Annotated in this window: 28 protein-coding genes; 14 read left to right on the forward strand and 14 right to left on the reverse strand. The window is 64.0% G+C overall.

Features of this window, described 5'->3' with window-relative positions; all coding sequences use genetic code 11:
* Positions 1-5 precede the first annotated feature (5 nt).
* The 4 genes from JQ507_21820 to JQ507_21835 all read left to right on the forward strand — a co-directional run bounded on the left by JQ507_21820 (position 6) and on the right by JQ507_21835 (position 2,557).
* Positions 6-758: a flagellar basal body L-ring protein FlgH gene (locus JQ507_21820; GenBank protein ID QRI67601.1), complete on the forward strand. Its 753-nt coding sequence runs from the start codon at positions 6-8 to the stop codon at positions 756-758.
* A 373-nt stretch (positions 759-1,131) separates the two neighbouring features.
* Entirely contained in the window at positions 1,132-1,575 is a 444-nt protein-coding gene (locus tag JQ507_21825; protein ID QRI67602.1) for a hypothetical protein, read from the forward strand.
* Between the two features lie 100 nt (positions 1,576-1,675).
* Positions 1,676-1,969, forward strand: a complete 294-nt coding sequence (locus JQ507_21830; GenBank protein QRI67603.1) for an antibiotic biosynthesis monooxygenase — start codon at positions 1,676-1,678, stop codon at positions 1,967-1,969.
* A 45-nt stretch (positions 1,970-2,014) separates the two neighbouring features.
* Positions 2,015-2,557, forward strand: coding sequence for a hypothetical protein (locus tag JQ507_21835; protein QRI67604.1), 543 nt, complete (start codon positions 2,015-2,017; stop codon positions 2,555-2,557).
* A gap of 78 nt (positions 2,558-2,635) precedes the next feature.
* Here the strand turns inward: JQ507_21835 and JQ507_21840 are convergent, their stop codons facing one another.
* The 5 genes from JQ507_21840 to JQ507_21860 all read right to left on the reverse strand — a co-directional run bounded on the left by JQ507_21840 (position 2,636) and on the right by JQ507_21860 (position 5,721).
* Complete coding sequence (locus tag JQ507_21840) at positions 2,636-3,538, reverse strand: phosphatase PAP2 family protein (GenBank protein ID QRI67605.1); 903 nt, start codon at positions 3,536-3,538, stop codon at positions 2,636-2,638.
* A 578-nt stretch (positions 3,539-4,116) separates the two neighbouring features.
* On the reverse strand, positions 4,117-4,551 hold the full coding sequence (locus JQ507_21845) for a DUF1801 domain-containing protein (GenBank protein QRI67606.1): 435 nt from the start codon (positions 4,549-4,551) through the stop codon (positions 4,117-4,119).
* A 34-nt stretch (positions 4,552-4,585) separates the two neighbouring features.
* The gene (locus JQ507_21850) at positions 4,586-4,819 is read right to left on the reverse strand and encodes a hypothetical protein (GenBank protein ID QRI73456.1); all 234 of its coding nucleotides are present in this window, start codon (positions 4,817-4,819) and stop codon (positions 4,586-4,588) included.
* A 150-nt stretch (positions 4,820-4,969) separates the two neighbouring features.
* Positions 4,970-5,401 (reverse strand): SRPBCC domain-containing protein, encoded by a 432-nt coding sequence (locus JQ507_21855; GenBank protein QRI67607.1) that lies wholly within the window; start codon positions 5,399-5,401, stop codon positions 4,970-4,972.
* Complete coding sequence (locus tag JQ507_21860) at positions 5,398-5,721, reverse strand: winged helix-turn-helix transcriptional regulator (GenBank protein QRI67608.1); 324 nt, start codon at positions 5,719-5,721, stop codon at positions 5,398-5,400. Before JQ507_21860 ends, JQ507_21855 begins: the two co-directional genes overlap by 4 nt.
* A gap of 694 nt (positions 5,722-6,415) precedes the next feature.
* Between JQ507_21860 and JQ507_21865 the strand changes: the two genes are divergently transcribed.
* The gene (locus JQ507_21865; GenBank protein QRI67609.1) at positions 6,416-7,168 is read left to right on the forward strand and encodes a carbonic anhydrase; all 753 of its coding nucleotides are present in this window, start codon (positions 6,416-6,418) and stop codon (positions 7,166-7,168) included.
* 66 nt (positions 7,169-7,234) lie between these two features.
* A complete protein-coding gene (locus tag JQ507_21870) occupies positions 7,235-7,624 on the forward strand; it encodes a hypothetical protein (GenBank protein ID QRI67610.1) in 390 nt (129 codons plus the stop codon).
* Positions 7,625-7,636: 12 nt separating this feature from the next.
* Here the strand turns inward: JQ507_21870 and JQ507_21875 are convergent, their stop codons facing one another.
* Positions 7,637-8,422 carry a fumarylacetoacetate hydrolase family protein gene (locus tag JQ507_21875; GenBank protein QRI67611.1) on the reverse strand — a complete coding sequence of 262 codons (786 nt, stop codon included), beginning with the start codon at positions 8,420-8,422 and terminating at the stop codon, positions 7,637-7,639.
* 107 nt (positions 8,423-8,529) lie between these two features.
* The gene (locus JQ507_21880; GenBank protein ID QRI67612.1) at positions 8,530-9,558 is read right to left on the reverse strand and encodes an aldehyde reductase; all 1,029 of its coding nucleotides are present in this window, start codon (positions 9,556-9,558) and stop codon (positions 8,530-8,532) included.
* A gap of 95 nt (positions 9,559-9,653) precedes the next feature.
* On the opposite strand from JQ507_21880, the gene JQ507_21885 reads away from it, so the two are divergent.
* Positions 9,654-10,082 carry a helix-turn-helix transcriptional regulator gene (locus tag JQ507_21885; GenBank protein QRI67613.1) on the forward strand — a complete coding sequence of 143 codons (429 nt, stop codon included), beginning with the start codon at positions 9,654-9,656 and terminating at the stop codon, positions 10,080-10,082.
* Positions 10,083-10,428: 346 nt separating this feature from the next.
* On the opposite strand, the gene dksA is transcribed toward JQ507_21885, so the two are convergent.
* The gene (dksA, locus tag JQ507_21890) at positions 10,429-10,794 is read right to left on the reverse strand and encodes an RNA polymerase-binding protein DksA (protein QRI67614.1); all 366 of its coding nucleotides are present in this window, start codon (positions 10,792-10,794) and stop codon (positions 10,429-10,431) included.
* 210 nt (positions 10,795-11,004) lie between these two features.
* Positions 11,005-11,616 carry an NAD(P)-dependent oxidoreductase gene (locus JQ507_21895; GenBank protein ID QRI67615.1) on the reverse strand — a complete coding sequence of 204 codons (612 nt, stop codon included), beginning with the start codon at positions 11,614-11,616 and terminating at the stop codon, positions 11,005-11,007.
* A 103-nt stretch (positions 11,617-11,719) separates the two neighbouring features.
* On the opposite strand from JQ507_21895, the gene JQ507_21900 reads away from it, so the two are divergent.
* Positions 11,720-12,106, forward strand: a complete 387-nt coding sequence (locus JQ507_21900; protein QRI67616.1) for a helix-turn-helix transcriptional regulator — start codon at positions 11,720-11,722, stop codon at positions 12,104-12,106.
* Positions 12,107-12,145: 39 nt separating this feature from the next.
* Here the strand turns inward: JQ507_21900 and JQ507_21905 are convergent, their stop codons facing one another.
* Positions 12,146-12,559, reverse strand: a complete 414-nt coding sequence (locus tag JQ507_21905; protein QRI67617.1) for a flagellar assembly protein FliX — start codon at positions 12,557-12,559, stop codon at positions 12,146-12,148.
* 264 nt (positions 12,560-12,823) lie between these two features.
* Here JQ507_21905 and JQ507_21910 point away from each other — a divergent pair, with 264 nt between their 5' ends.
* The 4 genes from JQ507_21910 to JQ507_21925 all read left to right on the forward strand — a co-directional run bounded on the left by JQ507_21910 (position 12,824) and on the right by JQ507_21925 (position 15,377).
* Positions 12,824-13,948: a flagellar basal body P-ring protein FlgI gene (locus JQ507_21910; GenBank protein ID QRI67618.1), complete on the forward strand. Its 1,125-nt coding sequence runs from the start codon at positions 12,824-12,826 to the stop codon at positions 13,946-13,948.
* Entirely contained in the window at positions 13,948-14,304 is a 357-nt protein-coding gene (gene flgJ, locus JQ507_21915) for a flagellar assembly peptidoglycan hydrolase FlgJ (protein QRI67619.1), read from the forward strand. Before JQ507_21910 ends, flgJ begins: the two co-directional genes overlap by 1 nt.
* A gap of 24 nt (positions 14,305-14,328) precedes the next feature.
* Complete coding sequence (locus JQ507_21920) at positions 14,329-14,829, forward strand: hypothetical protein (GenBank protein QRI67620.1); 501 nt, start codon at positions 14,329-14,331, stop codon at positions 14,827-14,829.
* Positions 14,830-14,990: 161 nt separating this feature from the next.
* Positions 14,991-15,377, forward strand: a complete 387-nt coding sequence (locus JQ507_21925) for a hypothetical protein (protein QRI67621.1) — start codon at positions 14,991-14,993, stop codon at positions 15,375-15,377.
* Between the two features lie 16 nt (positions 15,378-15,393).
* Here the strand turns inward: JQ507_21925 and JQ507_21930 are convergent, their stop codons facing one another.
* The 3 genes from JQ507_21930 to JQ507_21940 all read right to left on the reverse strand — a co-directional run bounded on the left by JQ507_21930 (position 15,394) and on the right by JQ507_21940 (position 17,518).
* Positions 15,394-15,756 carry a hypothetical protein gene (locus JQ507_21930; protein QRI67622.1) on the reverse strand — a complete coding sequence of 121 codons (363 nt, stop codon included), beginning with the start codon at positions 15,754-15,756 and terminating at the stop codon, positions 15,394-15,396.
* 28 nt (positions 15,757-15,784) lie between these two features.
* Entirely contained in the window at positions 15,785-16,150 is a 366-nt protein-coding gene (gene flaF, locus JQ507_21935) for a flagellar biosynthesis regulator FlaF (GenBank protein ID QRI67623.1), read from the reverse strand.
* A gap of 207 nt (positions 16,151-16,357) precedes the next feature.
* Entirely contained in the window at positions 16,358-17,518 is a 1,161-nt protein-coding gene (locus JQ507_21940; GenBank protein QRI67624.1) for a hypothetical protein, read from the reverse strand.
* Here JQ507_21940 and JQ507_21945 point away from each other — a divergent pair.
* Positions 17,505-17,657 carry a hypothetical protein gene (locus tag JQ507_21945; protein ID QRI67625.1) on the forward strand — a complete coding sequence of 51 codons (153 nt, stop codon included), beginning with the start codon at positions 17,505-17,507 and terminating at the stop codon, positions 17,655-17,657. The genes JQ507_21940 and JQ507_21945 overlap by 14 nt on opposite strands.
* A gap of 230 nt (positions 17,658-17,887) precedes the next feature.
* On the forward strand, positions 17,888-18,319 hold the full coding sequence (gene flbT, locus JQ507_21950; protein ID QRI67626.1) for a flagellar biosynthesis repressor FlbT: 432 nt from the start codon (positions 17,888-17,890) through the stop codon (positions 18,317-18,319).
* A gap of 132 nt (positions 18,320-18,451) precedes the next feature.
* On the opposite strand, the gene JQ507_21955 is transcribed toward flbT, so the two are convergent.
* Entirely contained in the window at positions 18,452-20,332 is a 1,881-nt protein-coding gene (locus JQ507_21955) for a flagellar protein (protein QRI67627.1), read from the reverse strand.
* Positions 20,333-20,339: the final 7 nt, after the last annotated feature.

The raw sequence follows: 20,339 nt of genomic DNA on the forward strand, positions 1-20,339 counted from the left end.
AGTTCATGTCCCAGTACCGTATCAACCGCCTCATCCTGACCGGTGCGCTGATCGCACTCGGAACGATCGCCAGCGGCTGCTCCTCGATCGACCGTCTCTCCCAGATCGGCGAACAGCCGAAGCTGACGTCGATCGACAATCCGACGACGCAGCCCGGCTACAAGCCGGTGCAGATGCCGATGCCGAAGCCCGAGGTCGCCTCCTACAGCCCGAACTCGCTGTGGCGCAGCGGCTCTCGCGCCTTCTTCAAGGACCAGCGCGCCGCGCGCGTCGGCGACATCCTGACCGTCACGGTGAACTTCACCGACAAGGCCGCGATCGCCAACGAGACCCAGCGCAGCCGCACCAACAAGGAAGACTCCGGCGTCTCCAACTTCCTGGGATCGCAGACCATCACGCAAGCGAACAAGATCCTGCCCGGCCGCATCCTGACTGCCGACTCGGCGGCCTCGAGCGACGGCAAGGGTTCGGTGAACCGGCAGGAAGCGCTGCAGACCAACGTCGCCGCGGTCGTCACCCAAGTGCTACCCAACGGCAATCTCGTGGTCGAGGGCAAGCAGGAGATCCGCGTCAACTACGAGATCCGCGAGTTGATCGTGGCCGGCATCGTGCGTCCGGAGGACATCCAGAGCGACAACACCATCGACTCCTCGAAGATCGCCCAGGCCCGCATCGCCTATGGCGGCCGCGGCCAGATCACCGACGTGCAGCAGCCGCGCTACGGCCAGCAGGTTCTCGACGTGCTCTTGCCCTTCTAGCCGCATGATCCCGAACGATTTCGGATGAGGATCATGCCTGAGTAAGACCTTCACGAGCTCCCACATCTCGTCGCGAACCTAGGCGCGGCGCGGTGTACCAACACGGCCCTCGCCAGCTCCCCTGGCGGGGGCCGTGGCATTTGGAGCGCGTCAAAACAAGCCAGGAGCCCGCTTCGATTCAATCGAGACGGAAAGGCTCTTGTGACCGGTCGCATGCACTCAAGCTGTTGTCGCGCACCAGTCCGATACCGCTTCGCGCAAATCGCGCGATCGGCTTCTCGGTTCGTTAACCGTCGCAGCAGTGCACAGTGGCAGTCGCGACGCTTGCAACGTAGCAAGGGGACAACGCAGGGTTTCTGTTTGTATGACGGTCATGCAAAGAGACGGACAATATGCGGCGTGGTTCCGGACGCCGCGGGGCGAAGGCACCGGAATAGTCCAGCTCGACAATGGCAGGATCAGCGGCGGCGACGCCATGTTCACATATGGCGGCTCCTATCAGCTTGACGAGGACCGCTTCACGGCGGTCCTGACGACGCACCGCTATGCCGACGGCCCGTTCACCACCGTGTTCGGGTGCGACGAGGTCGAGGCGCAGCTGACCGGCTCGTTCAGCGGCAACCGCGCGGTGTGCATGGGAACGGCGAAGCAGGCCCCCGGCGTAGTGTTCGAGGCCACGCTGTTTCTGCAGCAGCCGGAAGCCGCGCCCACGCCGCCGCCGAAATCCGCGCCGGGTTCTGCCGGCCTCGCCAGGCTGCCAAAGCCCGCGGTCAGCCGCCGCTCGCCGAATCCATTCGCGGGCAAGCGCATCGTCTGATCCGCGCCCCGTTCCCGATGGCGCCCGCGCCCGAGCCGGCGTACGATCCTGCATGCGCACGAAGCGCAGCCCGATCGATCCAGCCGGAAGGAGCAAGCCCATGTATGCCGCCATCCGCCAGGCCAAGGCAAAAACCGGCACCGCCGAAGAACTCGCGCGCCGGATCAAGGAAGGCGCGATCCCGATCATCAGCGACGTCGAAGGCTTCATGGCCTATTATGTGGTGTATGCCGGCGACGACACCGTCACCGCGATCAGCGTGTTCAACAATCATGCCGGTGCGGAGGAAGCCAACCGCCGCGCGCTGGCCTGGATCGACGACAATCTCGGTCCCCTGCTGGTCGGGCAGGCCACCGCGGTTGCGGGTCCGGTCATCGTGCATACGAAAGCATAGTGGCCGCAACGAGGTTGCGGCTCCGGTCGTGCATACGAAAGCATAGTGGCCGCAACGGGGTTGCGGGTCCGGTCATCGTGCATACGAAGGCGTGACGGCCGGTTTATCGGCAAACTTCACCCGGCAGCAATTTCCCGCGGCACGTGTGGCGCGCGTCGCGCCACCGCGATCCGCTTGAATTTACAGTGGCACCGCTTGGCACGCCATTTGCTCCGCGATTGCAGCACTGCAACGGGAAAGCGCGCGCAGATGACGGCGATATCGGCCTTCGGATCGGTCACAGCCAACATGACGACCGGCAAGTTGAAGAAGCCGCTGATCGCCGACGCCACGGGGTCTTCGCAAGCCGCCGGCGACAGCTCATCCACCGACACCGTCGAACAGAAATTTCTCAAATACGCGCAGATGAGCCCGATGGACCGCTTGCGCGCCAACATCCTCAAGAGCATGGGCATGTCGGAACAAGATTTGAAGAACATGACGCCGGATCAGCGCGCCGCGGTCGAGCAGAAGATCAAGGTGCTGATCGAGCAGTCGTTCCAGAAGAACTCCGGCAAGGCCGGCCAGGCGGTCGACATTTCAGCATAGCGTCGCTGCGCGCGAGCCCGCATGGACGCCGGCGTTCAGGGCATTCTGTCCCCGAGATTTGCAGAGAAGAACGCTTTGTCATGTCGCCGCAGTCGAAGGCTGCGGGGAGACGTTCCGTAACGGATCTGCGGATCGCGCGAGATACCTGCCAACGCGGTTCACCGCATGGATCGATACCGCCGCCACCACGAGCCCGGCAATGACGTCGACGAAATAGTGACCGCCTCCGATCGGCGTCGCCGCCAGCATCACCGAGTTCCAGATCAAGCCGACACCTCTGAGCCAACGGATCGGCCAGCAGGCCCACACGTACAGTGCCGCGGAAACGGCGTGAAAGCTCGGAAACGTCAGGAGTGGCCCCAGTTCAAACGGGTCGAGCAATCTCGTGGTGCCGTTGCGGACGAGCGGCAGCTCTCTCAAGGTGTCGTAGTAGACGCTTGGTTCAACATGCGAATAGTCCGCCGGCAGGAGCCCGAGTGCCCCGTAGACGCCGGTGGCCGGAACCAGGGTCGAGATTCCGGTCGTCACAATAAGGCCTGTCGCGAAGGCGAGGACAAGCTCCGCCGCGCGTTGGTAGTGCCCGACCAGGCCGAGCAGCGACAGCAACGCGAAGAGCTGAAGCCAAATGGAGTTGTAGGCCTTTGCGAGCACGCCGATCAGAATCGGTCGATCGTTGGCGAAGTCCAGATAGGCGCGGAAATCCAGACCAAGGAACCGGTCGAACGCGAGCAGATTGGCGTCCTGCATCGGCAGGTTCGCCGCCGCAGCAATGTATCCGAGTGACGCGAGCAACATGGCGACGCAGAAGATCTGCGGCAGGACGAACAGGGGCACGTAGATTCGCGGATCGCTGTCAGCCGACGTCATCTTGAAATATCCGAACGATCCGTAGAGGCCGGCCACCGCTGCGACGATGAGGTAGCTGCCGGCACGCACCCGAAAGTCGGTCAGGAGAAGCGCGCCCAGAAAGACTACCAGCATCGCGGCGATCAATATCCAATTGAGCTGCAGCAGTCGCTTGGCAACCGCGAGGTGCGTATCCTCGCCCTGAATTGGGTGAGCGTCCGCCGGCTGCGATAGTGCGGGCCAACGCCGGCCGCTACCACGGTGGTGGACGCGAGGAGTGCGAGATTGCTCCGCTCTCGGACAGGCCCCCGCTGCAATACCAACGTCGGCCGGCGATACGATCTCTGGCCGGACAACCAATCCACTGAACATTGCAACTGCCATTCCAGCGCGGCGTTTCGACACGAAGCCCGCTCATTCCACAGCCACAAGTTTAGCATCCGCCCGCAAAGTTGCGTCGGTATACCGGTACAACCATCAGCGGGCCGCGCGACTTTCATGTCCAATGGTGAACGATTTATTGCGCTACATTTTCAGGGAGATGGCGTCCGCGTCCGACGCTGCCGCGAGCCTATTCCGTTCCGATTGAATCGGAACGGGCTCTAGATTCTTGTTTTGACGCGTTTTCTTGACGCGAACCGGTATCCACTCGGCTCGAAAACGCTCTGGTCGTGATCATCTCGGATGGATCCTTAACCGCATGCCGGCGCAGCTCACGCCTTTTTCTTCGCGGTCGCGTGGGCGCCTGCGGTCGCCTTCTTTGCCGGCTTCTTCGCCGACTTCCTTGACCTGGCCTGGTTGAGCTCGATCGCGGCGCGGATCAAGGTCTTGAACGCAGAAGCGTTGATCTTGTCGCCCTCGAACAGGTCGATCGCGCGCCGCACATTGCCCTCGAAGCCGGTGTTGAACAGCTTGTCGGGGTCCGGGAGCTGCGCGCCATACATGAAGGTCAGCTTCACCTTGCCCTTGTGCGCGTTGCCGACCGCGATGATGCCGTCGCGCGACCACACCGGGCTGCCCATCCACTTCCATTCCTCGATGATGCCGGGGTCTGCAGCGAGGATGCTCTTGCGCAGGCCGGCGAGCGCCTTGCCGCGCCAGTCGGCGAGATCCTCGATCATCTGGTCGATCCGTTCCGATGCCGTCATCGCTTCCTCCTCGCTCCTCGGCTGCCCCAATCAATCATACTTGCGATGCCGAGGTCGATCCCCCGAGCCGGCGCCGCGGCGCCAGATAGGGCAGCGCGAACAGGTACAGGCCGCTGAGCAGCATAGGGATCAGCGGGAACAGCGCCAGCAGGCCGATCCAGACCGCCTGCTGCTGCAAGACCATCGCGATGATGTTGATGATGACGGCAACCGTGAAGACGATCGAAAGCCAGCGGTGCGATTGCCTGATGAAGTTGTTCCAGTTCAATGTGATCTCCTGTTGTATGTGTTTGTGCTGAAGCGACGACTTGTCTGCCGAAGCCTTGGCGAAGGCGGAAGCAATCCATTTATCCGCGCATGCGGCACGATGGATTGCTTCGCTTCGCTCGCAATGACGAGGATGGAGCTGCAGCAATCCTCACTCCGCCCGCACCAGCAGCTGATCGAGCTTCTCGAAAAACTGCTTCCAGCCGGCATGGGCGCCGCCATAGGCCTGCTTCTGATGCGGCTGGAAGCCGGACTGCTCGACGCGCAGATGGGTGCCGCGTGCCGTCGGCGTCAACGTGAACACCACCACGCTCTCGAGATTGTAGGCGGCATCCTCATGTGTGAAATTCCAGGTGTAGGACAGCGTCCTGTGCGGCTCGATGGTGAGCACCTTGCAGTCCAGCACGCCGCCCCACTCGCCGCGCAGATTGAAGCTGTGTCCGACCTCGGGCTTGAAGTCGTTCTTCATCAGCCACTCCTCCATCAAATGCGGTTGCGTCAGCGCGCGCCAGAGTTTCTCAGGAGGATGAGGAAATTCGCGCTCGACGATCGCCGAGCGCGTCTCACGGGTGGTGTCGTTCATTGATCCATCCTTTTGAGAAGATCTTCGAGGTGATCGAACCGGTTCTGCCAGAAGCCGGCCATCTGGCTGGTCCAGTCGATCAGCGGCGCCAGCGCGCCGAGTTGCGCGCTGTAATGCGTCTGCCTGCCTTCATGGCGATCGCGCACCAGGCCGGCCTGCTTCAGCACGCCGAGATGCTTTGACACCGCCGGCTGAGAAATCCTCGCCCGCGCCGTCAGCGCGCTGACGGTCTGCTCGCCCTCGCGGCACAGACGCTCGAAGATCGCCCGGCGGGTCGGGTCCGCGAGGGTTCGAAACAGCATGTCGTGAGCGTCTGGCATTTTACGATCAATAACCCGTTGATTATGTATTTATGCATAACTAGCCGGCTATGGATTAGTCAAGCGACAATTCGGAGTAGGTAAGTTTCGCTAGGTGATGCGTTTATTGGGCGGCTCAGCCCTGCCCAGAACGCCCGCTCTTTTATAACCCGCGGGTTATTAAATAACGTCGATCTGTCCGCTGGCATTGCGATCGGCAGAGCAGCTTGTCCGCCGGAGGCGAAGCGAACAGTCGGCGGCGCAAACGATGGGTACTCCGCAAGCAGAGGGCGAAACGAAGAGCATGGCTCGGACAATTCGTGTCGCGAGAGTGCGAAGCTGTGTCCCCACTCAAGCTGTCGTCGCCCGGCTTGACCGGGCGATCCAGTACGCCGCGGCTTATCGGCTCAAGCACTGCGGCCTCTGGAATACCGGATCACCCGCATGCGCGCGGGTGATGACACCGATGTTGGACCATCACCACCGTCGTCCTGGCGAAAGCCAGGACCCATTACCCCGAAAGCTCATCGCTGCGCGATGCTGGGGCCACGATCCTTCTTGCAATCCGGTGCGGTGGTCGTGGGTCCTGGCTTTCGCCAGGACGACGACGCGTGGACGTGGCGGCCGCGCACGCGAGAACGCACGTCGTTGCGAATAGATTGCGCTTCACCTACAAATATCGCGCGGATGCGGTCCTTGTTCACGGAGAACCTCGATGTGCCAACTCTGCGACGTCGTACCTTCCGGCCAGACCTCCCGACGATCTTTCCTCGCCGCCGCGGCATGCACCGCCGCCGGCCTCGCCTTTGCGCCGCCGATCTCCGCCAAGGAGACAAAGCCGCCGCCGAAGCCGCAGAACGTGCTGGCGCCGGATGCCGCGCTCGACCGGCTGGTGAAGGGCAATCTCCGCTATGTCGAAGGCGTGTCGCGGCGGCATGATTTCAAGCACGAGCGCGAGGCGCTGGCCACCGGACAGAATCCGTTTGCCGGCATCCTGAGTTGCGCGGACTCCCGCATCGCGCCGGAATACGCCTTCGACACCGGTCGCGGCGATCTGTTCGTCTGCCGCGTCGCCGGCAATTTCGCCAGCGACGAGATGATCGCGAGCCTCGAATATGGGTCGTCAGTGCTCGGCGTGCCGCTGTTCATGGTGCTCGGTCACGACAGCTGCGGGGCAGTCGATGCCGCGATCAAGTCGCTCAAGGACAACTCCACCCTGCCCGGCCACCTGCCCTCGCTGGTCAGCGCGATCACGCCGGCGGTGAAGGCGACCGAGGGCAGGCCGGGCGACCGCCTCGCCAACGCGATCAGGCAAAACGTCATCGACAACGTCGCCAAGCTCAAGACGGCGACACCGATCCTGAGCGCCGCGGTCGATCAGGGCAAGCTCAGGATCGTCGGCGCGGTCTACCGGCTGACTGACGGCAAGGTCGAGCTGGTCGCGGACGGCAAGCGGCCAACCACTTGAACCTCGGCGCGGTCTGCGACCACTGAAGCCAAGAACGACGTCGCGTGAGCGACATGGAGCAGGCGGATGTGGCACCGGAGCGAACGGATTGCTGGAGCGCTGCTCCTGCTGGTGGCCTCCCTGCCGGCGCGCGCCGGCGTCGAGCCCTGCAACACCGCGCAGAAGCGGACCGAAATGACCGCGTTGCTCCGCCGCGCCGCGGAGGACCGGCCGGTCAACATCACCTTCGCAACCCGGGCCGACGGCGTGAAGCTGCCCGCCGCCGTGGTCGAGAAATACCCCGAGGAGATCACGATCATCCTGCAACACGAATTCGATCGCCTCGTGGTCAGGGACGACGGCTTCGAGGTCGGCGTCTGGTTCAATCGCAAATATGCCAGGCTGGCCGTGCCGTTCGACGCCGTCAGGAGCCTGTGGGACGGCAAGGCCCTGATGTGTACGAACGATCAAATGTAGGAAACAGTGACCTCAGGTGAACGCCGCTTCTACCTTGCCGAGCCCATCGAGCTCCATCACGACCACATCGCCCGCCTTCAGCCACACCGTCTTGACCAGGCTGCCGGTCATGACGATCTGGCCGGCATGCAGGCCACGGCCCTCGGCGGCGAGATGATTGGCGAGCCAGGCGAGCGCGTTGTGGGGATGGCCGAGCACGTCGGCGCCGGTGCCGCGCCCCTCCTCCTTGCCATTGATCATCGCGCGTCCCACCACCTTGCGCAGATCCGGCACGGTAATGCGCGGCACGGCCTCGCCGAGCACGCAGCCGGCGGCGAAGAAATCGTCGGCGATCAGCGTCGGCGCGCCGAGCGTCTCCCATTTGACATAGCGGTCGTCGACGATCTCAATCGCGGGATGGTAGGCCTCGATCGCTTCCGCGACCCATTCGGCGGTAAAAGGCGCTTCGCTCGCAGCCAGATTGCGCGCCAGCCGCACCGCGATCTCGCATTCGACGCCGACATGGACGAAGTCGGCCGCCGGCAGCCGCACGCCGCTGTCATGCACGACCTTCTCGAACACGCCGCCGCCGCAGGGGTGCGGGATGTTGATGTACTCCTGCATCACGGCGCTGGTGCAGCCGATCTTGTAGCCGACGAGGCTGCCGACCTGCGGCTGCAACAGATCGTGCAGCGCGTACTGCACCTGATAGCCCTCGGCCTCGTCGCGCGGCACGACGTCTTTCGGAAGCGCCTTGAGCGGCGCGCGGCTACGGCGCGCGCTGGCGATCGCCTTTGCGGCCGCGAGGATCCGTTCCATCTGCGCAGCCTCCCAGTTGTCTCGGCGGCGCGGTGGCGCCTCCGTCTGCTCACGGCAATTCAGCACCCGCCGATGCGTCTGGCAAGCGTGCCGGACGGGAGAGGCCGTCAGGTTTTGACCAGGCCGAGCCTGATCAGGCTTTCGGCGGTCGCGACGATCATCTCCGCATTGCCGCGCGGCTTCCAGCCCAGCAGGTTCTGCGCCTTGGCGCTGGTCGAGCGGCGCACCTTGCCGAGCAGCGGCAGCGCGGCGCGCGCCAGCGGATTGCGCCGCGCGGCGAGCCGCATCATCCAGTCCGGCGCCTGGAACCGGGGCACGCGCCGCGCCTTGCTGCCAAGCTTGTTGCGCAGCAGGCGGGCCACCTGCAGCACCGACATGGTTTCGCCGGCGACCGCGAGGAACCGCTCGCCCTTGGCCTTGGGCGACGTCATGGCGCGCAGATGCAGGTCGGCGACATCGCGCACGTCGACGAGCCCGAAATGGATCCGCGGCACCGCCGGCATCGCGCCGTCGAGCAGCGCCTTGATGATGCCGATCGATTCGGAGAAATCGGGACCGAGCGCCGGGCCGAACACGGCGGTGGGATTGACCACGGCAAGCTCGAGGCCATTGCCCTCGCGCGCGACGAAATCCCAGGCGGCGCGCTCGGCCAGCGTCTTGGATTTCGGATAGGCCTGCACGTCGGGGCCATCGAGATTGGACCACACCGTCTCGTCGAACGGCGCCGCCTGCGGCGGATGGCCGTAGCCGATCGCGGCAAACGACGAGGTCACGACGACGCGCTTGACGCCGGCGTCGCGCGCCGCGCGCAGCACCCGCAGCGTGCCTTCCCGCGCCGGCACGATCAGCTCGTTCTCGTCCTCGGGCGCGTGAGCACCGAGCGGCGATGCGACATGCAGCACGTAATCGCAACCTTTGGCGGCCTCGTGCCAGCGGTCATCGCGCAGCAGGTCGGCGGTCGCGAAGCCGACCTGGTCGGCCGTATCAGCGCCGCCCTCGCGCAGCATCGCGATCACGTCTTTGCTGCGATCCGGATTACGCACCGTGGTGCGCACCGCATGCCCGCCGGCCAGCAGCTGCAGGATCGTATGCACGCCGATGAAACCAGATCCGCCCGTGACCAACACCGTGCTCATGTCCTCGCCCTTTCGATGGTTCGGCGGGGTCGAACATCGCGCTGCCCACCCTGCACAGGCCGCATCTGGTCACTATCTCTGTCCTGGCAAGTAGAATGAAAATCGAGACCGGTATGGAAAACAATACCAGTGATGTGTGTGACGGCGGTGACTGCGGCAGCTGCCCCGCCGACCCGACTTTGCTGATCGACTCCAAGCAGGCGATCGGCGCGCTCAGCGGCAAATGGAAGCTCGAGATCCTGTTCACGCTGATGCACGGCGGCGTGCGGTTCGGCGCGCTGCGCCGTGCGCTCGTGCCGATCACCCAGCATATGCTGACCGGCCAACTGCGAGAACTCGAGCGCGATGGCTTGGTGGCGCGCAAGGTGCTGGCCGAGAAGCCGCTACAGGTCGAATACGAGCTGACGGATTCGGCCTGGGGCCTGACGCCGGCTTTCCGCGAACTGCTGGCGTGGTCGAAGACCCACGGCCCGCGCCGCAGTGCGCTGGCAATCGAGACGACAGTCGAAGCCGGACTGGCGTAGATTGTTGTCGATCTATCGCCGCATCGACGTCGATCCTGACAAAGCCCTGTTCGATGAATTGCGCGATTTGTGCGCCGCTCAGCGCACATGCGTCGTCCCGATGAGTCATATTTGTCTCTCAAACTGCCACGGGCCATCGATACTCCGCGGTGCGCGGAATTGGGCTGACCCATTCGGATCACTGGAATCCCACGAGCCCAGGCTCGCGGGGACGATCAGCGTTTCCTGCCGGAAACGGGATCAGCCCAGGAAGAAGACCGATGCGATGTTGAGAGTACGTGTCATCATGGCGGCGCGAACCTACGACCGGTGCGCGCCGGAATCAATCTGTGGTGGCCAGCCGCCACTATTCGTCGCGATAGACCTTCTCGCGCTTCTCGTGGCGTTCCTGCGCCTCCACCGACAGCGTTGCGATCGGGCGGGCTTCGAGCCGCTTCAGCGAGATCGGGTCACCGGTCTCCTCGCAATAGCCGTAGGTGTTGTCTTCGATGCGCTGGAGCGCCGCGTCGATCTTCGAGATCAGCTTGCGCTGACGGTCGCGGGCACGGAGTTCGATCGCGCGGTCGGTTTCCGAGGAAGCTCGGTCCGCGAGGTCGGGGTGATTGACGTTCTCTTCCTGCAACGTCTGCAGCGTGACCTTCGATTCGCGGAGGATCTCATCCTTCCAGGCCAGCAGCTTGGCGCGGAAATAATCGCGCTGCCGCTCATTCATGAAAGGCTCTTTTTCAGTCGGCCGGTAGTTCTTCAGCTTTTCCAAAGGCAGCCATGTCCCTGTGAGGCGGAGGGAACAGGACCCCTCCGCGCGGCGCCTTATATAGCCACGTCATGTGACAGACAATATCTGCCACCGCGAAAGGCGGGCCGCCCCCAAGGCCTTGCACAGGCAAACTTATCCGCCCTGCTTGGGGGCCGCCCCGCCCCCTCAATAGCCGACCGTGAAACGCTGGCGGAGATGGGCCGGACGCTCGATTTCGTCGGCGAGTGCAACTGCGAAATCCTCAAACGAGATCGAGCTTTTGCCGTCGGCGGCGGTCAGAAGCTGGTCGGTCCCGAGCCGGAACTTGCCGGTCCGCTCGCCCGCCACGAACAGCGCCGAGGGCGACAAAAAGGTCCAGTTCAGGTCGCTTTGCTGGCGCAGCAGGTCAAGGAATTCGGCCCCCTTGGAGGCCTCGGCCTTGTACTGGGGCGGGAAGTTCGGCGTCGTCACCAGGCGGACGCCGGGGGCCACTTCGAGGCTGCCGGCGCCGCCGACCACCAGATAGCGGCCGACCCCGGAGGCCTTGGCGGCCCCGATCAGCTTGAGGGGGTCGCTGACCGAGAAATGGACGGAACTGATCGCGGCATCGTGGCCGGCCCACAGCGCGGCGAGGCCCGCCTGGTCGTTCACGTCCCCCTTCCGGGCGGTGACGCCCGGCAGGGTTGCGATCTTCTCCGGGTTGCGGGCGATGGCGGTGACGGCGTGGCCGCGGCGGGCCAGTTCCGCCGTGATGCGCGAGCCGGCCTGGCCGGATGCGCCGGCGATGGCGATCTTCATCTCAAGTCTCCGATTGATGGTTTCCGATGGTGACTAGATAGCGAAATGGATGTAGGTGTGAAGAAGGCACTCTTGTCTCACCTGATTACGCCGGAGTAACCCGATGAAAGCCTCGAGCCTGAAGCCGGACGCCTATGCCGCCAATTGCCCGACGCGCCAGATCCTCGACCGGGTCGGCGACAAATGGGCGGTGCTGATCCTGCTGCTGCTGCGCAGCGAGCCGATGCGCTTCAACCAGCTCCGCCGCGCCATCGAGGGCATTTCGCAGAAGATGCTGTCGCAGGTGCTGAAGAGCCTGGAGCGCGACGGGCTGCTGCGCCGCCGCGCGATCGCGACCGTCCCGGTCACCGTGGAGTATTCGATCACGCCGCTCGGCTCGACACTCGCCCAGGCGGTCGATCCGCTGCGCGACTGGGCCGAGCAGAATCTGAAGGAGGTGCTGGCTGCGCAGCGCCACTACGACGCCCAGCGCAAGGCACTGGCGGCCTGAGACGCGCGTGGCGTGAGACAGGGGGATTGAGGGAAGAGCCTAGTATTGCCCGGCCTTGGCGAGCTCGACTTCGACCCGCAGTTCGATCTCGCCGAGCACGGCGTCGAGGCCGGGATCGCCGGAGGATTCCTTCAAGCTCGCCGCGGCATCACGCAGCCGGTTCACGGTTGAGGAATCGAAATTGCCTGAGAGCAGGCCGAGCTTGAGCGCGTCGAGCACGTCGAGGGCGCCCTTGCCGCGGGCCACCGAGCGCTTGCGGCGTTCGGTCGGGTCCTCGACGCCCTGCAGCGCGAGCAATGCATCGAGGCTGGCGGCGGCCTTTGGTGCTGCGGTGGAGCGGACCTCCTCCTGCGCGCTGGTCGCGTCCGGCAGCGAGAAGCCGCTCGACGAGGTGCGCCGCGTGGCGCTGGTGGACGTGCCAAGCGTGGTGCCGTTCGGTCCGTAGATGCGCATCGCCATGATCCCGCAGGCCTGAATGCCGCAAGCATCGCCGTTTTATGGTTAACGACACGTAAACGACCCGGCAATTTCTGCCGCCACACGGCAGTTTCGCGCTTGCTGGCCAACCCCAACCCAACGCGAGCAAGACAATTTCGATAAATATATCAATACATTGCCCCAACGAAACAAAGTGGCACGCAGCTCGCATGGTTAATGGCGGATCGCCGTCATGGGAGTGTCGCGCGATCCGCCAGTGAGTTCGAGGGGAGCATCAGGATGCCCGGCATCCGCATCGTAAGTCTATTCGGGTTGGCCTGCGCCGCGCTGCTCGCGCTGGCGGCTTCCGCCATGCCCGCGGCCGCGACGTCGCGGATCAAGGATCTCGCCAACATCGAAGGCGTGCGGCAGAACCAGCTGATCGGCTATGGCCTCGTGGTCGGCCTCAACGGCACCGGCGATACGCTCAACAACATCCCCTTCACCAAGCAGTCGCTGCAAGCCATGCTCGAGCGCATGGGCGTCAACATCCGCGGCGCCACCATCCGCACCGGCAACGTCGCCGCGGTGATGGTCACCGGCAACCTGCCGCCGTTCGGCACCCAGGGCACACGCATGGACGTGACCGTCTCCGCGCTCGGCGATGCCAAGGACCTGCGCGGCGGCACCCTGCTCGTCACCCCCCTGCTCGGCGCCGACGGCAATGTCTACGCGGTGGCGCAGGGCACGCTGGCGATCTCCGGCTTCCAGGCCGAGGGCGAGGCCGCCAAGGTCGTGCGCGGCGTGCCGACGGTCGGCCGCATCGCCAACGGCGCCATCATCGAGCGCGAGATCGAGTTCGCGCTCAACCGCCTGCCCAATGTGCGGCTCGCGCTGCGCAATGCCGACTTCACCACCGCCAAGCGGATCGCCGCCGCGGTCAACGACTATCTCGGCGTCAAGACCGCCGAGCCGCTCGATCCCTCCACGGTGCAGCTCTCGATCCCGCCGGAGTTCAAGGGCAACGTCGTCGCCTTCCTGACCGAGATCGAGCAGTTGCAGGTCGATCCCGACCTCGCCGCGCGGATCGTGATCGATGAACGCTCCGGCATCATCGTGATGGGCCGCGACGTCCGCGTCGCAACCGTAGCGGTGGCGCAAGGCAATCTCACCGTCACGATCTCGGAAGCCCCGCAGGTCAGCCAGCCCAATCCGCTGTCGCGCGGCCGCACCGTGGTGACGCCGCGCAGCAATGTGCAGGTCACCGAGGACGGCAAGAAGTTCGCGGTGGTCAAGGACGGCGTCTCGCTGCAGCAACTCGTCGACGGCCTCAACGGCCTCGGCATCGGACCGCGCGACCTCATCAGCATCCTGCAGGCGATCAAGGCCGCCGGCGCGATCGAAGCCGACATCGAGGTGATGTGATGGCAAGCCTGATCAACAGCACCACCGGCAGCATGCCGAACAAGGCGTTGATGCCGATGTTCAAGGGCCGTCCCGATCCGGTGCTGCAGGACGCGATGAAGAAGCTCACGCCGCAGCAGATCACCAAGGCGAAGGCCACCGCGACCGATTTCGAATCGATGTTCCTGAACTCGATGTTCTCGCAGATGACGACCGGCCTGAAGGGTGAAGGTCCCTACGGCGACACGGTCGGTACCGGCCCGTGGCGCTCGATGCTGACCGACGAGTATTCGAAGAATTTCGCCAAGTCCGGCGGCGTCGGCATTTCCAACGACGTGTTCCGCTCGCTGATCCTGCAGCAGGCGAACAAGAGCTAATTCCGCTATCCAAGGAGCAGCGCGATGAACCAGCGTCCACAGCAGCCGCGGCCAGCCTCCGCCCCCGTCGCGCGGGGTGCGACGTCGACGCCTCCCGACGTCGCGCGTCTTGCCAACGAGCTGACCGAGGTGATGGGCGGCTTGCTCGCCGTCATCGAGCGGGAGACCGAGTTCGTCCGCGCCGGCAAGATCCGCGAGGGCATGCGGCTCGAGGCGCAGAAATCGGAGCTGTCTCGGCGCTATATGCTCGCGGTGGAGCATCTGAAATCGATGCAGAAGATGCTGTCGCAGAGCGAGCCCGAACTGCTCGCGACGCTGCGGCGTCATCACGAGACGTTCCGCGCGATGCTGCAGGTCAATCTGACGGTGCTTGCGACCGCGCACGCCGTCTCCGAAGGCATCGTGCGCGGCGTCAATGCCGAGGTGCAGCGCCGCAACATCCCGAACACCTACACCGCGAACGGACAACGCGCCGCGCCAGGTCCGCGCAACATGACTCCGATCGCCGTCAGTCGGACGCTCTGACGCGCACGGCCTACAATTTAGTTCAATTCGACGCGGCCTTGGCAGCACGCCGTTCAGCGTGTTCTCTAACACCCTATTGAGAGGTTCCCCGTAGAGTTGCGGATCGTGAGGGGTTGGGATTTGACTCGAGCAAACTAGTGCCTGTGCACTACGAGGCTGCCATGAGTACAGATTTCAACATCAAGCCGGTGGGGGCACCGGTTGCAGCGCCGATGATCACTCCCGCGAGCGATACGGCGCAGAAGGCGGTGAAGACCGAATTGCCCGCGAGCCAGAGCGTCACCGCTCCGGAGCCGAGCGTGCGCGTCACGATCGACCCCAACGCCGTCAACGCGTCAATTTCAAATCGGGCCCCATCGGTCACCGACCAGGTCATCATCGATCGCGACGCCCGCGCCGTGGTCTATCAGGTGGTCGACAATCGCACCAACCTTGTGGTGAGGCAGTTTCCGGAAGAAGCCGTCTTGCGCCGCCGCGCCTATTTCCACGCGCTCGATCTCAGCAAGGACGCGCCGACCCGGGCACGCGCAACCGACCGCCGCGCGTAACCAGGCGAATGGAGCCTCACTTCTGTGTAGCGTAGGCCTTGTCGAGATAGGTCGATCCGGTGGCCGGATCGGTGACAACATTGGCGATCAATGCCGTCCCCTGCTGCACCAGCGAAAACTTGGTATCGCCGACCCGGAACGCGCCGTCCTTGATCAGGACGTCCTGGTACTTGCTGGTGCCTTCGCTCTGATAGTGAACCTTGGCGCGGAAGCCGTCGACGTTCGACACCGAGATGTTGAACGACTTGTTGTTGGCGTACTTGCCGCTCCAGCTGCCCTCATAGAGCTTCGGATCGACGGCCACATAGGGCGTCTTCGACGGCACCGTGAGGCCGGCGGCCTTGTAGTTGGCGGACAGGATGCTCAACACGTCGGCCATGGCTAGGCCTCCATCGTGAACCGGTCAATCAGCCGCGGCCGGAGAGGCCGGCGGCGATATTGCAGTTGATGTCGATCAGAGACTTCAGCTTCGCCGGATCCGGGTTCATCTGGATGTCGATGGTCTGCTTCATCACGAACACGCTGATGTTTGCGATGTTCTGACGCACCTCGAGCGGCTGCGGATTGTCGTTGCCCTCTGCCGCGCTGAGGAAGATCGACCACAGCCGGCGATTGAACAGCAATGCGTGATCGAGCGCCTTGTCGAGGCCGTTCCAGTTCGCCTGGACTTCCTGCAGCTGCCGCGCGGCCTTCAAGAGCGCCTGCGCTTCGATTTCACGTGGGGACGCCGTCGTCGTTGAGGTACGAGCGTAGGCCTGGGCTGCATTCGACATTAATGACCTCGATGGGATGCGGATTTCTCGAGCCGCGGAGACGCAATTCTAGCGCTCGATATTTATGCATCCGGCGCCTTTAAATATGGTTAGCAGACGTTACGAAATACGCCGTTCTTACGGCATGGACAGATACCGTAATATCCCGGAGATAAACGAGAAACGGCGGGGTTTCCCCCGCCGTTCCTGAAGTGCTTGTCGTCGCGCTTAGCGGAGCAGCTGCAGCACGCTCTGCTGGCTCTGGTTGGCGAGCGCGAGCGCCGAGACCGCGATCGACTGGCGGGTCGACAGCGCCTGGCTGTTGGCCGCTTCCTCGTTGGTGTCGGCCAGCGTCAGGTTCGAAGAACCGGTCTGCAGCACGTTGATCAGGTTCTTGGAGAAGTCCTGACGGATCTGCACGATCGAGAGGTTCGAACCCAGCGTCGAGGCTTCGCTGCGCAGCGAGGAACTCGCCGTGCTCAGCGAAGCGATCACGTTGTTCGCCGAGTTGTTGTCGAGGAAGTCGGTTCCCGCCGCCAGCGATTTCAGGCCGAGGCCCGCGGCGTCGAACTTGACGCCGGTGATGCTGAGCGTGGACTTGCCGGTCTCGTTGAAGGTCAGCTTGAGGCTGTCGCCGCTCAGCAGGTTGATGCCGTTGAACGAGGAGTCCTGCGCCGTGGTCGTGATCTGCGAGATGGTGTTGTTGTACTGCGTCACCAGGGCCGCACGGGCCGACTGCGAGGCCGCATCGGCAACCGGGGCAGTCGCGGCGCCGAACGTCGCAGTGCCGGTGCCGGTGTAGGTCACCGCACCGATCGTCGAGGACGCCGCGTCATTGGTCGTGGTGATGACGAGCTTGTTGGAGCTGTCGAGGCTCGCCGTCAGATTGCTGGCCGACAGCGACGTGTTCAGCTGGGCAAGCGACGTGCTGGCACCAAAGGTGAAGGTGAAGGCGGGCTGGCCGGCAGAGGCCGCGATCGCCAGGGTGTCACCGCTCTTGATCGTGGCGCCGTCGACGAGGTTCGCCGCCGTTCCGCCGAGCGCCGCCGCCGAGCTCACCGTCGACCGCGTGGTGTAGCCGGTCGGGCTCTGCAGCACCTGGTTGGCAATCGACTTCGCGGTATCGACCAGCTTCTGCAGCGAGGTGATGCCGGTGTTGGCAGCCTGCAGCACCTGCACACCGTTGCCGATGCCGTCGAGCAGGTTGTTGATGTCGCTGGCGCGATTGTCGAGCGACTGAGCGGTGAAGAAGTTGGTCGGGTTGTCGAGCGCCGTATTGACCTTCTTGCCGGTGGCAAGGCGGTTCTGCGTGGTGGAGAGCAGATCGGCGGTGGACTGGAGGGAGAGGAGGTTCTGGCGAACGGAGGAGGAGAGAATGATACCGGACATTTTCATACCTTTCTGGTGTGAAACTGAGGAAAAAACCGCGCCAATCCTTTCTGATCGGGCGGATGGCCGATCCTGCGGACAAGCCGCCAAGGAAAAAGAAATCTCCGGCAAGGCATTTAAATCAAATGCGGAAGAATAAAATTGTCGCCATTGGGCGAAGTTCGCCGCGAAAACTACTGAGACAACTGCCGATTCCGGCCGAACGCCGCCGCCTGTGCGGGCTCGTCATTCACCAAGCATTAACCATCATGGGAAAGGATCGCTGTCGCATCGGCCCCGGGCCGCAACGGCGGCTGCTAAGCAGTGCCGAGCACAACCTCGATCCGCTAGCGATGACATCGCGCGATTGCCCGGCAAAGGAGAACGGTCATGGCCCTGAAGGTCGAACTCAAGCCGAACGAGCGCATCATCGTCGGCAATTGCGTGATCACCAACACCGATCAGCGTGCTCGCCTCCTGATCGACGGCGACCGCATCCCGATCCTGCGCGAGAAGGATATCCTGACGCCGGAGACCGCGGACACGCCGGCGAAGCTGATCTATCTCGCAGTGCAGCTGATGTATCTGTCGCCGGACCCGATGGCGCACCACCCGACCTATTTCAGCCTGGTGCGCGACATCATCACCGCGATGCCGAGCGCCTGGCCGTTCATCGAGAGCGTCAACAACTTCATCCTCAACGGCGATCTCTATCACGCGCTGAAGGAATCCAAGAAGCTGATCGCGCATGAGGAGAAGCTGCTGGAAAGCGCGCGCGGCCAGCAGAAGGCCAACCAGGACGATACCCGCAAGAGCGCGTAGAGCTTCTCGTCCTGACGCGTTTTCTTCACGCGAACCGGCGTCATTTCGCTTGAAACGCCAGCCTCTCGGTCTGAACGAACAAGGCCCCCGCGAGGAGGCCTTGTTGCTGGCTGGAGATAGGCAGGCGGGCAATCAGCCGATCGGCAGATACTTCAACAGCGTGGTCTGATACAGCATCGACGTGGTCTGGTACGAGGCCTGCAAGCTGGTTTGCAACGCCAGGATCTTGGTCGCGACCTCATCCTGATTGACGCCCTCGATCGAGTCGAGCATCGTTTCCGACATGCTCTTGAGCTGGGTCTGGCGATCGGTTGCCGCCTTGGTCGCGGTCTGGGCACCGGCGAACTCGGCCTGCACGTCCTGGATCTGCTGCTGGCCGCTCTGCGGGGCAAGATTCGCGCCGACCCGCTGCGCGAGCGCGGTCACCTGTGCGTTCGCATTCGGATTGCTGGCATTGGTGGTCACCGCGGCGTACACCGCGACATTCTGCAGCAAGTAGCGGAACGCCTGTTCGTTGGCGCGCGCGCCATACTGCACCGTGATCGACTGATCGACTTGCGCGAGGGCGGTGCCGCGTGCGGATCCCGGGCCGTTTTCGCCGGTGTACCAGTACACGGTGTTGGCGGGCGTGCCCGCGACCAGATTGCTCGCTGTATTGAAGGGCGGTCCCCCTACCCTGAGCGGCGCCGGGGTCGCGGTCGTGTTGTTGGCAATGCCGAGCGCGCCGAGTGCTGCGGTGTTGGAGCTCGAGATCGCAAGGTTCTGACCATCGGCGCCGTGGAGGGTGATCGCGCCATTGCTGATGGTCGACGGATTCTTGGTGCCGCTGATCTGGTCGATCTTCGACATCAGCGTCTGCACGCTGTCGGTGATGTTGACCTGGTTGCCGGTGGCGCCCGAGGCCACGAAGGTGATCGGGGTGCCGTTCACCGTGATGGTGTCGCCGGCCGCGAAACTCGTGGACAGCGAATCGGTGCCCGCCGCCCCCGAAAGGGCGGTGGCGCCCGAGATCGGCGCCGGCGGCGTGTTGTGGTTATTGACGGCGGCGCCCGACACGGTCGCGACCGGATTGAAGAAGTTGTTCGAAGCCGCGATCGCGGAGGCCGCGACCAGTGATGTGTCGCTCAGCGTCTTGATGGACGACGTCAACGTCGCCTGAAGGTTGGCCGTCGTCGCCGTGGTGTCGGCACCGATCAGGAACGAACCGGCCGGCGGCGGGTTCGTCGTCGTTGCCGTGAGCTCGACTGCATCGGTGGTGCCGTCGGGCAGCGTGAAGTTGAACTTGATCTTGTCGCCATCTTTCGGATTGACGGCGCCGAGATCGACCGACGCCGACTTCGGCGTCCCGGCCGGCTGCGTCACCGTGGCGCCGGTCAATGACGACTGCACCGACAGCAGCTTCAGGCCGAATGGCGAGCCGTCCTCAGCGACGCTGGTCACCGTCGTGGTCGCCGGCGGCGACGACACGCTGAGGCGTCCCATCAGGTTGGCGCCCTGATCGGCCTGCTTGCGCTCGTTGATCAGCTGGGTGAGGCCGGCCTGGGTCGCCGTGCCCTTCAACATGGTGTCGGCAGGCACCGTGGCCGGCGTATCCATGGCACGGCCGGAGAACAGATAGCGGTCGCCCGACTGGGTATTGAGCATCGCGACCGCGTTGGCGAACGCGGCCTGCGCCGTGATCTGGCCCGAGGTCTGCCCGTTCTCGTTGAGCGTCAGCGTCGCCGTCGTCGAAGCGTTCTTCACCTGACTGCCGACGTCGGACAGCCCCTGCAAGCTGAGATTGGCTACACTCAGGCGGGTGTTGAGGTTGGTGGCGGTGTCGGAAAACGCATTGATGCCGCTGATCTGCGCACGCAGGCTGAGTGCGAAGCCGCGATCGAGCCCCTGCCCCGCATAGGTCGTCGATACCTTGCCGGTCGCAAGCTGCGTCGTCAGGTCATTGAGCTGATTGCGCAGGTTGAGGATATTGGTGCCGATATAGGAAGTTCTGCCGCTTACGCCGTCGATCGACATGTTACCC

Origin of the sequence: Bradyrhizobium sp. PSBB068 (assembly GCA_016839165.1) — a bacterium.
Taxonomy (GTDB): Bacteria; Pseudomonadota; Alphaproteobacteria; order Rhizobiales; family Xanthobacteraceae; genus Bradyrhizobium.